Below are 13,562 nucleotides of genomic sequence, written 5' to 3'. Positions count from 1 at the left end.
AATGTTCGTTATTTGTTGATTCAACTACATTGTAACATGATTTATTTAGAATAAAAAAGAAAAAATGTGTATTATTTTAATATATTTAATTACGAAAGTTCGTAAAACGCTCTCATTCCACCAATTAGTTTTGGACGCGTCTTTGCTACAGTAACATGAGCGTGTCCAACTGCGTTTAACGTACAACGAACGGGTACTGCGACATGCTTTAAATGCATACCAATGAATGTATCTCCAATATCAATACCGGCATCAGCTTTAATAAACTCTACCAAAACGGGATCTTTAAGCTGGCCATAGGCCTGTGTAGCCATCGCTCCGCCTGCTTTATGAATAGGCACAACACTAACCATTTCTAAACGCTCTTTGCGAGCTAATTCTCTTTCTACTACCAGTGCTCGATTGAGATGTTCGCAGCATTGAAATGCTAAGTGAACACCCGTTTTTTTTCGAAAATCTGATAGCGCATCAAAAATCATTTCTGCGACTTCCATTGCGCCTGCAGTTCCTATTTTTTCACCAATTACCTCGCTTGTACTGCATCCAATGACAAGTGTATGTTCTGAAGACAACTGCACTTGTGCTAAAAAATCAGATAAAACTGTTTCCAACTGCTCTTTCCATTTCGTAAGTTCAGACACGTTTTTCTTCCTTTCTTTCATTGAATACGTTCACATTATACAGTTAATGTTGCATCACTTTGCTGCTCATACTGTTTAATTTTATTCACGCGATTTTCATGTCGGCCGCCTTCAAATTCTGTCATTAACCAAATTTTCGCAATTTCACGTGCAAGTCCCGGCCCAATGACACGTTCACCCATTGCCAAAATGTTGCTATCATTATGTTCTCTTGTCGCTTTTGCACTGAACGTATCATGCACTAGAGCGCAGCGAATTCCTTTTACTTTATTAGCTGCTATACTCATACCGATGCCTGTTCCACAAATAAGAATGCCTCGACTTACTTCTTGGCTTGCCACTTTTTGAGCAACGGGAAGTGCATAATCCGGATAGTCTACGGACGCTGTGCATTCACACCCTAAATCCACATATTCAATATTTAATTCTTCCATTAAAGAGATAATTTCCTGTCGCAAATTTATACCGCCGTGGTCAGATGCAATAGCTACTTTCATCTTTTTTTCCTCCTCATACGTACCTTCGTCTTATATTAAATTTCTGTTCATTTTAAGTCAGCAAAAATTTATGGGACCTTTTATAATTTGTCGACTATTTTGCTAATCATACGCTCTAACTCTTCTAAAGTCTGTTCGTACGTCTGTAATGATCCGCCAAAAGGATCAGACACTTCACCTTGCTCGTCGGCAAATTCTTTTAGCGTAAATAATTTATCACTTACGTATGGAGCTTGGTTCAAAATCAGCATTTTATGCTGCTCCGTCATCGTAAAAATATAAGTAGCCCACATCAATTGTTCTTCCGTTAATGCTGCCGAAGCATGAGAACAAGCTATGCCTTTCTGGTGAAGGGCAACTTGTGCATGAACAGAAGCTTCACTTCCATTTGAAGCGAATACGCCTGCAGACTTCACGTTTATTCCATCTATCTCTTTAGCTTTGAGCAACGCTTCTGCCATAGGGCTGCGGCACGTGTTTCCTGTACATACAAATAAGATGTTTTTCAAGATACATCCTCCCTTGCTTTCACTATGTTCGACTATGTTGATATTCCACCCTATTGTATCTCTATTGCCTGCATAAATCCAGTTAGCTTTTCCGGGTATTTTTTATCCATTACCGCTTCATCCATCTCGAAAAAACGACTTCGCTTTCCTTCTTTTATCGCTGCAATCCAAAAGAAGCAAAAAAAGACCATAACCTGAATGGTCATGATCCTTTACCTATTTATATAGTTAAAAAGGTAGTAACAATTTGATTCCAAAAGCTAATAAAATGCTTCCGCCCAGTGCCTCACTATATGAACCAAGCCAGCCTTGTACTCTTCTGCCTAGCAGCAGTCCTAACCAAGTTAATAGCATACTTACTACGCCAAAAACAATAATGGTCAAAAACGTTCTTGCTCCAAAAATACCTAAGCTAAGTCCAACAGAAAAACTATCTAGACTCACGCTGAGCGCAAAAAATAACAGTCCAAAGCCAACTGGTTTGATAAATGGCGTATCGTCATGCTTAAAGGAGGAATAAATCATCTGCGCCCCAAGAATCAGCAATAAAATTCCACCGCCATAGGTAGCAAACATTCCAAGTTTATCAGACAAAAGTCGTCCAATAAACATGCCTAACAGCGGCATCCAAATATGAAATACACCGATAACAACACCAATGTAGAAAATTTGGCGAAAGCGTAAACGAATTAATCCCATTCCCAAACCAACTGAGAAAGCATCCATTCCTAAGGCAAACGCCATAATGACTAACGTGATCATTTCACTAATTAACTGAGATACATTCATCTTTACCCTCCTCGGACGTGCTCCTATTTCAAAATATGCACATTCGAAAAGGTTTAGAAGATGAATTTTATTGCTTAATCACGTGATGTCCTGCAGCTTTCATTAATCGGTTCATAACGGCATGACCGACTCCTTCTTCAGAAAAACTTTCACTAACGATAACATCTACGTCGCACTCATTAAATGAACGAAGCGACTCGTATAAGTGGCTAGCAACCGTCTCTAAATTTGAACGAGATCCACATGTGATAACCGCATCGGCTTTATACGCATCTTCATGTTCAGATGTCGTTAATACCCCCACTCGCTTACCCTGATCTTTATAGCGATTGATAATAGACTGAAAAAAATCCGAACTGCCGTCAACGATGACAAGCGGTGCATCAGGTGCGTAATGCGTATATTTCATACCTGGAGATTTTGGCGCTTCTTTATCACTTAATAACGCTCGATCTACTTTTACGGGACCAATTACATTTTCCAACTCTTTCTGAGTAATGCCGCCCGGCCGTAAAATAATAGGAATCTCTTCGGTACAGTCAAGGACCGTTGACTCTACTCCTACCCCTGTTGCTCCTCCATCCACAACTCCACTAATACGCCCTTCTAAATCATTCATCACATGATGAGCTAGAGTGGGACTTGGCTTGCCGGAAAGGTTTGCACTAGGAGCCGCGATAGGCAAAGCCACTTTTTTTAATAATGCGAGGGCTACTGGATGTGAGGGCATTCTCACTGCAATGCTGTTTAAACCAGCCGTAACCTTATCTGAAACTCGATCTTTTTTGGGTAATATGACTGTAAGAGGACCCGGCCAAAAAGCATCGATCACTTTCTCTGCTTTTGAAGGAATCGACTCTACAAATGTATGAAGCTGCTCTTTATCTCCAATATGAACAATAAGAGGGTTATCACTAGGACGTCCTTTCGCTGCAAAAATTTTATCCACAGCTTTATCCGATGTTGCGTCTCCTCCTAATCCATACACCGTCTCTGTAGGAAAAGCAACTACTTCGTGATTGCGCAGCAAATCTGCTGCTTCTTCTATCTGTGGATAAATATCTTTTTCGTGCGTAAAATTATCCACAACCCATAACTTAGTTTCCATCTTCTTCAACTCCTTTTTCTTTCTATATCTAGGTTTTTTTTACTTTAAAAGTACAATATGTATCAAATATAGTAAAATACATGCATTCATTATATCAACAAACAAGCTTTATCCACAAAATGTGGATAAAGCTTATGTTTTTGTGAATAACATTGTGGATACCCCATTAAAATGATTTATCCACATTTTCTTTTAACTAGCTGCATAAAACATCACATAGACATCCTGAGGGTTTGGTAACTTTTTTAAATAAGAATGTTCTTTTAACAACTCAGGCAGTGCACTGTAAGATGTTTGCTGAAAATTCATCATTTGAAAAAAATGTAGAGAAGATGCCTTATTTGTTAGTAAATATAGTTGCTTTACGCCATGCTTTTGAGCCAGCTGGACGATGCTTTTAAATAGCAGCAGAATATCAGATTGCATTAAAGAAGGAGACACGACAAGGGAGCGGAGAATTCCATCCACACCTTCTTTTTCAAACCCAACTGTTGCTAGCAGCTCGCCTTCTTCATTTTCCATTATGACAAATTGATGAATATGCTCTTCCACACCAGCTGTACTGATGCCCGCTTTTTGCAAGAACTGCTGAATTCGAATATAATCATTTTCACTGGCAATTTTTAATTGTTCTCTCATTTTAATCACCTCAACTTGTTTTCTAGTAACAAATCTATGAGATGATTAAAAGAAGTAGAACTGAATTTTATTTTTAATGATTCTATTAATTAAATACTGACGATACCCATTCTACTACAAAAAACTTAACTTCTACAGAATCTTCTTTTGATTTAGAATCAGCTTTTTTCTTAGATGAAACAGACTTTTCAGCTTCTTTACTTTCCTTTTTTTCAGCCTTAGCACTTGTCTCTTCCTTTACTGTGCTGCTTGTATCTTTTGCAATTACTTCTTTAGAAGATACTGTTGATTGAGAAGATTCCACAGCTTTCTGCTCAATAGAATCCGATGTAATAGTTGCAGATTGAATTTCTGTTTTCACTGCAGGCTCTTTACTTTCAGCCGATTTGTCATCTGTTTTGTCTGCAGATTTTGATTCAGAAGCTGCTGGTTTCTCTTTTTCTTCCGTTGGCTCTTCTTCAGATGGCTCCGGCGCTTTTACCGCTTCACCGTTTGAGAAATCTAAGAAGCATAAAGGAGGAAATAGTACACACCACCAGTTTGCTCCCTCTCCTTTGCCAAGAGTAATAAGCACGGCTTCATACTCCCCTGCTGGATATAAGAACTGACCGTACAACTTAGTAGGAAACTCTACTTTTCCGAATTTAACATGAACAGATTCATTTACGCCTTCTTCTTTTAACACTTCTTTCGCAATTGTTTCAAGCGCCGGCAAATTTTCTTTAATCGTTTTTCGAGCTACAGTTACAGATGTTAAATCTTTTACCCATTCTGTAATTTGTTCGTTCACCCGGTCACGAATCAGACGTTTTACGTACTGGTCTTTTTCACCATCGCTGTTTGCTAAAATGCGCAGTCGAATCGCCTCGTCTGGAATGACGGCAGGCTGATCTGCCTGCACTTGGTTATGTGTATATATAAGTTGAGCATTTGCTCCAATAATTAATAAAATAAAATAAATGATAGCATATTTCTTCATTTCGGCCACCGTCCTTTCATAGGAACAGTATGGCCGAAAGCAAGATATCTTAAACTAGTAATTTAGTAAAAAAATGCATGATTTTCAAAAACCAAAGGGAAAATCATTCCCTCTGATTTTTTTAGTTCTCGCGAAGTTTTGCAAAAACCATTCGATCTTTTCCATTAATATCATATACACATTCTACAAAAGCTGTCGGAAACGTTTTTTGCAGCATCTCAGCTACATCTTTTGTCTGTCCGGCCCCGACTTCAAATCCAATAATACTATTTGACTTCGTCACATATGGCAGCTCTTCCATGAAACGCCGATAAAAATCCAGGCCATCTTTTCCACCAAAAAGAGCTCGGTTTGGCTCGTGATCTTTTACCACTGTGGACAACACATCATCTGCTGGAATATAAGGCGGATTAGACACAATCACATCAAATTTCTGATTTGATAATAGAAATGGTTGTAATAGATCTCCCTGTATAAACGTGACAGCAGCGTCCAGGTTTTGAGCATTTTCTTTGGCTACGCTTAAAGATTCTATAGCTATATCGGTTGCTGTAACTTCCACTCTGTCAAGTTCCAAAGCTAAAGTGATAGCAATTGCCCCACTTCCCGTTCCAATATCTACAAGCTCAATAGGCTGGTGTTGAAATTCTTTTTTTATTCGAGAAATCATTCCGTATACCAGCTCTTCCGTTTCGGGTCTTGGAATTAATACATGTTCGTTTACAATAAATGAACGCCCGTAAAATTCTTCTGTCCCGATTAGATATTGTACAGGCATACCTGCTTTATGAGCATGGACATCTTGTTCAAACCTTTTTAGACTTTCTTCTTCTAGTTCTTCCTGCAGAGCACCTAGCAAATGAGTTCTCGTCATCTGCAAGTGATGGCGAAGCAAGAGTTCTCCCGCGTTTTCATCTCGCTTTGCCTCTTTCAAAAAAGAAGAAGCCCACTTAAGGGCTTCAAATACTTTCATTAGTTCGAATCTTCCATTCGGCGCGCTTGGTCTTCCATGACTAATGCATCGATAATTTCATCAAGCTTGCCTTCTAAGATTTGATCTAGCTTTTGAATCGTCAGACCAATACGGTGGTCCGTTACGCGATTTTGCGGGAAGTTATACGTACGGATACGCTCGGAGCGATCTCCTGATCCAACTGCTTGTTTGCGCGTTGCATCGTACTCTGCTTGTGCTTCTCGCTGAAACTTATCGTACACGCGAGCACGCAATACTTTCATTGCTTTTTCTTTATTTTTAATCTGAGACTTTTCATCTTGACATGATACCACTGTATTTGTTGGTAAATGCGTTAAACGAACGGCTGACATCGTCGTATTAACACTTTGGCCACCAGGTCCACTTGAAGCAAATGTATCTACACGGATGTCTTTTTCATGAATGTCCACTTCGACTTCTTCTGCTTCAGGAAGACATGCTACCGTTGCTGTAGATGTATGAATACGACCGCCTGATTCTGTTTCAGGAACTCGTTGAACACGGTGTGCGCCGTTTTCAAATTTCATCTTTGAGTACGCACCTTTACCGTTAATCATAAAGATAATTTCTTTATAACCGCCTACTCCAGTAGTCGTTGCTTCCATTACTTCTGTTTTCCAGCCTTGTGATTCAGCAAAGCGCGAATACATGCGGTACAAATTAGCTGCAAATAATGCTGCTTCATCTCCGCCAGCAGCTCCACGAACTTCCATAATTACGTTTTTATCATCGTTTGGATCTTTTGGAATTAATAAAATACGTAGCTTTTCAACTAGCTCTTCTTGCTGCGTTTCTAACTCGGCAATTTCTTCTTTTACCATGTCACGCATATCTGCATCAAGCTTATCTTCAAGCATCGTTTTCGCTTCTGATAACTGCTCTTTTACATCTTTGTATTCTTGATAAGCAGCTACCGTTTGTTGTATATCTGATTGTTCCTTCGAATATTCTCTCAACTTAGAGGGGTTGTTTACGATCTCAGGGTCACTCAGAAGTTCGTTTAACTTCTCATAGCGCGCCTCTACCGCTTCTAAACGATCAAACACGTCATTCACCTCATTCTTTATCCATAACATTGTAATTATAGTATAGCTTTAAAATAGAGTCAAAACCTTGTTAATACACGTATATGAACAAAAAAACAGAACTGCGCGTTCTGTTTTTATCATCATAAAATTCTTGCTTTATTTTTCGACCATTTCGCTTGAGTCCACAGACACAGCTTGTCCTTTAGACTTTTGCACAACGTGGCAATGACGACATCTTGGTTCGTAAGATTCAGACGCACCGACTAAAATAATAGGGTCGTCATAAGAAGCAGGCTCACCGTTAATTAAACGCTGCGTACGGCTCGCAGGAGAGCCACATGAAGCGCACACAGCCTGTAGCTTTGTTACTGACTCTGCAATAGCCATTAACTGCGGCATTTGTCCAAAAGGTTCACCTTTGAAGTCTTGATCTAACCCCGCTACAATCACACGAAAGCCTTGATCCGCTAAAGATTGAACAATTTCTAAAATATCTGTGTCAAAAAACTGTACTTCATCTATCGCTACTACGTCTGTCTCTTCATCTACTCGCTTTAAAATATCGCGCGATGCCGAGATTGAATAAGCCATAACAGATGTACCATTATGTGAAACGACCGCTTCTTCGCTATATCGATTATCGATTGCAGGCTTGAACACTTGTGCTTTTTGTTTAGCAAACTGCGTACGGCGCACACGTCGAATTAACTCTTCTGATTTCCCTGAAAACATACTGCCACAAATTACTTCTATCCAACCGCTTTGTTTCATTACGTACACCACTGCGGGACTCTCCCTTCTTCTCGTTCCGTTTCTGAGCGAACCGCTACTAACTTAATCTACGTCTTCTATGTAGATCTTATTCCTATGATAAAGTACCCACTTTTTTATCAAGCAGACACTGTTTTTCTACTTTTATAAGCAAAAAAACAGGCAAGAAGTTAAGCTACTTGCCTGTTTGTTTCGACAATGTGATTATTTAAGACCGTATTTTTTGTTGAAGCGATCAACACGGCCACCAGCTTCAGCGAATTTTTGACGACCAGTGTAGAATGGGTGACATTCAGAACAAGTCTCAACGCGGATCTCTTCTTTTACAGAACCACTTTCAAATTCGTTTCCGCAAGTACATTTAACCATAACTGTTTTATAGTTTGGATGAATTCCTGTTTTCATTCGTTTCATCTCCTTCCGCCCTGAATCATTCTGAAACAGAGTTTATTGATAAAGATAGTGATGAAATAGTAACTATTTCACTGTGTACTTTATCAACACACATGATGAAATTATAACAAGGGTTGTATGCTTTTGCAACCACATGTTTTATAACTTATCGTTTATTTGCTAGAAGCGTTTTTTTCTCTTCCGTTAACATCGAGAAGAACTCTTCATTTGTCTTTGTTTGACGTAAACGTTTTAAGAATTTTTCTGCAAAATCAGGAGCATCTGCCATTGATTTACGAATTGCCCATAAGTGGTCTAAATGCTCTTTTGGAATTAACAGCTCTTCTTTACGTGTGCCTGAGCGACGAATGTCAATCGCAGGGAAGATACGTTTTTCAGCTAGTGAACGATCTAGATGCAGTTCCATGTTACCTGTACCTTTAAATTCTTCATAAATAACATCATCCATACGAGAGCCTGTATCAATTAAGGCTGTTGCTAGAATGGTTAAGCTGCCTCCATCTTCAATGTTACGAGCAGCTCCAAAGAATCGTTTTGGACGGTGAAAAGCAGCCGGGTCAATACCCCCTGATAGTGTACGACCGCTCGGTGGAATAACTAAGTTATAAGCACGAGCAAGTCTTGTGATGCTATCCATCAAAATGACAACATCTTTCTTATGTTCGACTAATCTCATCGCACGTTCAAGGACAAGCTCCGCTACTTTAATGTGGTTTTCTGGCACTTCGTCAAATGTAGAACTGACAACATCACCGTCAACCGAACGCTCAATGTCCGTCACTTCCTCAGGACGCTCATCAATAAGAAGGACAATCAATTCTGCATCAGGATGATTTGTTGTAATGCTATTGGCAATTTCTTTTAACAGCATCGTTTTACCTGCTTTTGGCGGCGCGACAATTAGTCCCCTTTGCCCAAATCCAATTGGTGAGATCAAGTCAATAATACGCGTAGAGAAACTTCTTGGCTGAGTTTCTAGCAGCATTTGCTCATTTGGATAAATCGGCGTTAGCGCTGGAAAATGCACGCGATCTTTTGACGTTTCCGGATCTTCTCCGTTTACTGCTTCTACATGTAATAATCCGTAGTAGCGCTCATTTTCTTTTGGAGGACGAACTTTCCCCGATACCTTGTCTCCATTACGCAGATCGAAGCGACGAATTTGTGAAGCTGAGATATAAATATCTTCTGAACTCGGTGAATAGTTAATTGGTCGTAAGAAACCGAATCCTTCTGACTGAATAATTTCAAGAACGCCTTCCATAAATAAAAGCCCATCTTGTTCAGCTTGAGCCTTTAAAATAGCAAAGACAAGTTCTTTTTTCGTTAATTTACTATAGTACGAAACTTTATACTCACGAGCATGTTCATATAGCTCTTTTAATTTCATATTTTCTAAACTGGATAATGTTAAGTTCATTAGGACACCACGCTTTATAATGAATAATTTTTAACCGTTCCTCCCATATTAAATTCAAATATAAAATTGAGAGATGATATGGATGGAATAAATCTGTGAAAATGGAGAATATAACCTTTGAAGTATAATAAGTAGAATCAATTGATTAACTATACACTTTTAGAAGAATAATTCCGACATAAAACCATTTATATTATCTTGATAAATTTAACGTAGCAATTTATATTCTAACCTTTTTCTATCTTTTTAATCAATCTTTTTTTACTTTAGAAGATGAATAAAAAAAAGGAAATTTAATAGCTTACGAGAAGCGAGGAAAACCTTTTCATAATTTCACATTAAAGGAAATAAACTGGACGTTAAAATAAGAAATGAAATTTATCTTTTAGCTTCCCTTTTTATCTATTTACCCTATTCATAAATATATAAGCTACACAGACATAGAAGAACGCTCCTACGCCTGTGTAGCTTATTAAAAAGCTCATTTCTAAACTTTGCTTTCATGACTGTGGCACCGATTTGCCTTTATGAATTTTGAAATTGCTCAATTTCCTCTTGAGTCATCTCTTCACGCCAAATCATTGCCCCTAAATCCGATAACTTGTCTACTAAATGACTGTAACCACGGTCAATGTGCTCTAAACCCGTTACCTCTGTAATCCCTTTGGCCATTAAGCCAGCGGTTACGAGAGCTGCTCCTGCTCGTAAGTCCGACGCTTTCACACGCGCACCTTGTAAGTGAATAGGACCATTAATAATAGCAGAACGTCCTTCTACCTTAACAGATGCATTCATTCGTCTCAGCTCATCAATATGCTTAAACCTTGCACCGTAAATTGTATCCGTCACAACGCTTGTACCAGACGCTCTTGTTAGAAGCGTCGTAAATGGCTGCTGTAAATCAGTTGGGAAACCTGGATATACTAGCGTCTTAATATCTACAGGCTTCAATAGCTGACGAGTCGCTACAAGAATCTGATCTGAGCTTGTTTCGATATGAATACCCATCTCACGCATTTTAGCCGTTAATGACTCCAAATGCTGAGGGATAACGTTGTCAACAACAACTTCTTTTCCCATACTCGCTCCCATGATCATATACGTGCCTGCTTCAATTCGGTCTGGAATGATAGAATGACGGCATCCTTTTAATTGATCTACTCCATCAATTCGAATAACATCCGTACCTGCACCTTTAATACGGGCACCCATACTTGTCAGTAACGTAGCTACATCAATAATTTCAGGCTCTTTAGCAGCATTCTCAATAACGGTACGCCCTTTTGCTCTTACAGCAGCGAGCATAATATTGATTGTTGCTCCTACGCTAACAACGTCTAAATAAATTCGAGCACCAATTAATTCCTCAGCTCGAATGTAAATAGCTCCTTGCTCATTTGTTACTTTAGCGCCAAGAGCTTCAAAGCCTTTAATGTGCTGATCGATTGGTCTAGGACCAAGGTAACAGCCTCCTGGAAGCCCAACTACCGCTTTTTTAAAGCGTCCCAACATCGCCCCCATTAAATAATAAGAAGCGCGTAATTTTTTTACTTTTCCGTTCGGTAAAGGCATTGCAACCATTCCGGATGGATCTACTGTTAATTCGTCGTTATCAATGGTTACTTTCCCACCAATTTCTTCAACTAAATCCCCTAATAACTGCACGTCTGAAATATCGGGCAGACCTTCAATTGTAACAGGTGACTCGGCTAAAATTGTTGCTGGAATAAGCGCAACGGCACTATTTTTAGCACCACTGACGCGGACGGATCCACTTAAGGTAAAGCCACCTTGTATTTTTAACTTTTCCATTTATAGCTCCCTTCTAGTGAAAGAAAGTTTCTCACCTAGTAATTGAGGAAAATTTTGGTACAAAGAATACCTAAAAGAATGGTTATTTTTCCTATTACCTACTAGTGTACACGAAAATGAAAAAATCATGTATAGTTTCGACAAGATAAAAGAAAAATATGGCATTCACCTGTCAGGATGGTAAACGCCACACAAATTTATACATGTTTAGACATTTCGTTTTTCCCAATCCGCCAAAAATTGGTCAATTCCTGCGTTTGTTAACGGATGTTTGAACAATTGCATTAAAACTTTGTAAGGAATTGTCGCAATATGTGCTCCATTTTTTGCAGCTTCTGTTACGTGCATCGGATGACGAATAGATGCTGCAATAATTTCTGATGGAATGTCATGAATCACAAAAATATCTGCGATATCTGAGATTAAATCGAGACCATTAAAACCAATATCGTCTAATCTTCCTAAGAAAGGCGATACGTAAGTAGCACCTGCTCTTGCTGCCATTAACGCTTGGTTAGCTGAGAAAATAAGCGTAACGTTTGTCTTAATACCTAAACTAGTAAATTCTTTTACTGCTTTTAAGCCATCTGGAGTCATCGGTACCTTGATTGTAATATTCGGCGCAATCGCGGCAAGCTCTTTTCCTTCGCGAATCATGCCTTCTGCATCAAGCGCAATCACTTCTGCACTTACAGACCCTTCAACAAACTCTGTAATTTCACGAAGACGATCTTCAAACGTGATGTTCTCTTTGGCTACTAAACTAGGATTTGTTGTAACCCCCGCTAACAAACCTAATGAATGCGCTTCCTTAATTTCGTCTAAGTTAGCCGTATCAATAAAAAACTTCATGAATGCCATCCCCCTGTGTTATGTATTCAGAATGATAAGAAAATTATAGTAAAAATAAAACCGCCTTACAATAAAAATAAGACGGTTTTATTTTTCAGACTCAACTAATTGCAAACAGGCAATCCGAAGATTTCAAATTATGCTTTGTTAGAAGAACCGAATTCACGCATTTTACCTTGAACCGTTTCTTTGATTGCTTCGCGAGCAGGTCCTAAGTATTTACGTGGATCATATTGTTCAGGTTGCGCAGCTAATACTTCACGAACAGCTTTAGCTGAAGCAATTTGGTTTTCAGTGTTTACGTTGATTTTAGCAGTACCTAAAGAAACTGATTTTTGGATATCTTTTGTTGGAATACCAGTTCCACCGTGTAAAACTAATGGTAAACCTGTACGATCTCCGATTTCTTTCATTTCAGCAAAACCTAGGTTTGGTTCACCTTTGTATGGTCCGTGAACTGATCCTAATGCTGGAGCTAAGCAATCGATACCTGTACGGTTAACAAGTTCTTCACACTCGTTAGCATCTGCATAGATAACGCCCTCAGCAATAACGTCGTCTTCTTGTCCACCAACAGTTCCTAGTTCTGCTTCTACAGATACTCCGTGGAAGTGAGCTAGTTCAACTACTTTAGAAGTAATTGCAATGTTTTCTTCAAATGGGTGGTGAGAAGCATCGATCATTACAGAAGTAAATCCAGCATGGATTGCTTTTGCACATGATTCAAAGCTTGAACCGTGGTCTAAGTGAATTGCAACTGGTACTTGAACGTCGTAATCTTCGATTAGAGCTTCAACCATTGCTACAACAGTTTTGAAACCGCCCATGTAGCGTGCTGCACCTTCAGATACACCAAGAATAACTGGAGAGTTTTCTTCTTTTGCTGCTTGAAGAATAGCTTGAGTAAACTCTAAGTTATTTAAGTTAAATTGACCTACTGCATAGCCTTGTTCTTTTGCTGTAATAAGCATTTCTTTCATTGATACTAAAGGCATATTGAAATCCTCCTTAAAATCAACCTTAGATTAGATGCTAACCAAAAGGCACACTCAAATAGTATGCTCTTGAATTGAGTGTTTCATGTAGAAACAACGCGCATCTTTACATAA

Annotated in this window: 16 protein-coding genes; all 16 read right to left on the bottom strand. The window is 39.0% G+C overall.

Annotation, left to right across the window (positions count from 1 at the left end):
* Nucleotides 1–89: 89 nt before the first annotated feature.
* The gene (locus AC3WJG_RS16340; protein ID WP_028409699.1) at nt 90–641 is read right to left on the bottom strand and encodes a TIGR01440 family protein; all 552 of its coding nucleotides are present in this window, start codon (nt 639–641) and stop codon (nt 90–92) included.
* Between the two features lie 35 nt (nt 642–676).
* Entirely contained in the window at nt 677–1,138 is a 462-nt protein-coding gene (gene rpiB / locus AC3WJG_RS16335) for a ribose 5-phosphate isomerase B (protein WP_013085468.1), read from the bottom strand.
* 80 nt (nt 1,139–1,218) lie between these two features.
* Nucleotides 1,219–1,647: a low molecular weight protein arginine phosphatase gene (locus AC3WJG_RS16330; protein WP_028409700.1), complete on the bottom strand. Its 429-nt coding sequence runs from the start codon at nt 1,645–1,647 to the stop codon at nt 1,219–1,221.
* 50 nt (nt 1,648–1,697) lie between these two features.
* Complete coding sequence (locus AC3WJG_RS16325) at nt 1,698–1,853, bottom strand: hypothetical protein (RefSeq protein WP_155660731.1); 156 nt, start codon at nt 1,851–1,853, stop codon at nt 1,698–1,700.
* 22 nt (nt 1,854–1,875) lie between these two features.
* Nucleotides 1,876–2,436 (bottom strand): manganese efflux pump MntP, encoded by a 561-nt coding sequence (locus AC3WJG_RS16320; RefSeq protein WP_013059815.1) that lies wholly within the window; start codon nt 2,434–2,436, stop codon nt 1,876–1,878.
* Nucleotides 2,437–2,503: 67 nt separating this feature from the next.
* Nucleotides 2,504–3,544 carry an L-threonylcarbamoyladenylate synthase gene (locus tag AC3WJG_RS16315; protein ID WP_028409701.1) on the bottom strand — a complete coding sequence of 347 codons (1,041 nt, stop codon included), beginning with the start codon at nt 3,542–3,544 and terminating at the stop codon, nt 2,504–2,506.
* 192 nt (nt 3,545–3,736) lie between these two features.
* Nucleotides 3,737–4,183, bottom strand: coding sequence for a GNAT family N-acetyltransferase (locus AC3WJG_RS16310; protein ID WP_013059817.1), 447 nt, complete (start codon nt 4,181–4,183; stop codon nt 3,737–3,739).
* Between the two features lie 85 nt (nt 4,184–4,268).
* Nucleotides 4,269–5,162 carry a stage II sporulation protein R gene (gene spoIIR / locus AC3WJG_RS16305; protein ID WP_337134441.1) on the bottom strand — a complete coding sequence of 298 codons (894 nt, stop codon included), beginning with the start codon at nt 5,160–5,162 and terminating at the stop codon, nt 4,269–4,271.
* Between the two features lie 121 nt (nt 5,163–5,283).
* Entirely contained in the window at nt 5,284–6,135 is an 852-nt protein-coding gene (prmC, locus tag AC3WJG_RS16300; RefSeq protein ID WP_060745874.1) for a peptide chain release factor N(5)-glutamine methyltransferase, read from the bottom strand.
* Nucleotides 6,135–7,202, bottom strand: coding sequence for a peptide chain release factor 1 (prfA, locus tag AC3WJG_RS16295; protein WP_013059820.1), 1,068 nt, complete (start codon nt 7,200–7,202; stop codon nt 6,135–6,137). Before prfA ends, prmC begins: the two co-directional genes overlap by 1 nt.
* Nucleotides 7,203–7,340: 138 nt before the next feature.
* A complete protein-coding gene (locus AC3WJG_RS16290) occupies nt 7,341–7,955 on the bottom strand; it encodes a thymidine kinase (RefSeq protein WP_226897604.1) in 615 nt (204 codons plus the stop codon).
* A gap of 204 nt (nt 7,956–8,159) precedes the next feature.
* Nucleotides 8,160–8,360: a 50S ribosomal protein L31 gene (rpmE, locus tag AC3WJG_RS16285; protein ID WP_013085477.1), complete on the bottom strand. Its 201-nt coding sequence runs from the start codon at nt 8,358–8,360 to the stop codon at nt 8,160–8,162.
* Between the two features lie 154 nt (nt 8,361–8,514).
* Entirely contained in the window at nt 8,515–9,789 is a 1,275-nt protein-coding gene (rho, locus tag AC3WJG_RS16280; RefSeq protein ID WP_013059823.1) for a transcription termination factor Rho, read from the bottom strand.
* Between the two features lie 525 nt (nt 9,790–10,314).
* Nucleotides 10,315–11,601, bottom strand: a complete 1,287-nt coding sequence (gene murA, locus AC3WJG_RS16275; protein ID WP_013059824.1) for a UDP-N-acetylglucosamine 1-carboxyvinyltransferase — start codon at nt 11,599–11,601, stop codon at nt 10,315–10,317.
* 207 nt (nt 11,602–11,808) lie between these two features.
* Nucleotides 11,809–12,453, bottom strand: coding sequence for a fructose-6-phosphate aldolase (gene fsa, locus AC3WJG_RS16270; protein WP_028409704.1), 645 nt, complete (start codon nt 12,451–12,453; stop codon nt 11,809–11,811).
* A gap of 137 nt (nt 12,454–12,590) precedes the next feature.
* Complete coding sequence (locus AC3WJG_RS16265; protein WP_013059826.1) at nt 12,591–13,448, bottom strand: class II fructose-bisphosphate aldolase; 858 nt, start codon at nt 13,446–13,448, stop codon at nt 12,591–12,593.
* Nucleotides 13,449–13,562 lie beyond the last annotated feature (114 nt).

This window comes from Priestia sp. FW507-14D1A, assembly GCF_058781295.1.
The sequence above is the reverse complement of the archived record's forward strand: the minus strand, read 5'-3'. Positions and strand labels throughout refer to the sequence as shown.

What these genes read in the sequence shown, in the direction of transcription:
- rpiB (WP_013085468.1), bottom strand. Translation starts at nt 1,138, where the DNA reads ATGAAAGTAGCTATTGCATCTGACCACGGCGGTATAAATTTGCGACAG.
- AC3WJG_RS16325 (WP_155660731.1), bottom strand. Translation starts at nt 1,853, where the DNA reads ATGACCATTCAGGTTATGGTCTTTTTTTGCTTCTTTTGGATTGCAGCG.
- AC3WJG_RS16320 (WP_013059815.1), bottom strand. Translation starts at nt 2,436, where the DNA reads ATGAATGTATCTCAGTTAATTAGTGAAATGATCACGTTAGTCATTATG.
- AC3WJG_RS16315 (WP_028409701.1), bottom strand. Translation starts at nt 3,544, where the DNA reads ATGGAAACTAAGTTATGGGTTGTGGATAATTTTACGCACGAAAAAGAT.
- AC3WJG_RS16310 (WP_013059817.1), bottom strand. Translation starts at nt 4,183, where the DNA reads ATGAGAGAACAATTAAAAATTGCCAGTGAAAATGATTATATTCGAATT.
- spoIIR (WP_337134441.1), bottom strand. Translation starts at nt 5,162, where the DNA reads ATGAAGAAATATGCTATCATTTATTTTATTTTATTAATTATTGGAGCA.
- prmC (WP_060745874.1), bottom strand. Translation starts at nt 6,135, where the DNA reads ATGAAAGTATTTGAAGCCCTTAAGTGGGCTTCTTCTTTTTTGAAAGAG.
- AC3WJG_RS16290 (WP_226897604.1), bottom strand. Translation starts at nt 7,955, where the DNA reads ATGAAACAAAGCGGTTGGATAGAAGTAATTTGTGGCAGTATGTTTTCA.
- rpmE (WP_013085477.1), bottom strand. Translation starts at nt 8,360, where the DNA reads ATGAAAACAGGAATTCATCCAAACTATAAAACAGTTATGGTTAAATGT.
- rho (WP_013059823.1), bottom strand. Translation starts at nt 9,789, where the DNA reads ATGAACTTAACATTATCCAGTTTAGAAAATATGAAATTAAAAGAGCTA.
- murA (WP_013059824.1), bottom strand. Translation starts at nt 11,601, where the DNA reads ATGGAAAAGTTAAAAATACAAGGTGGCTTTACCTTAAGTGGATCCGTC.
- fsa (WP_028409704.1), bottom strand. Translation starts at nt 12,453, where the DNA reads ATGAAGTTTTTTATTGATACGGCTAACTTAGACGAAATTAAGGAAGCG.
- AC3WJG_RS16265 (WP_013059826.1), bottom strand. Translation starts at nt 13,448, where the DNA reads ATGCCTTTAGTATCAATGAAAGAAATGCTTATTACAGCAAAAGAACAA.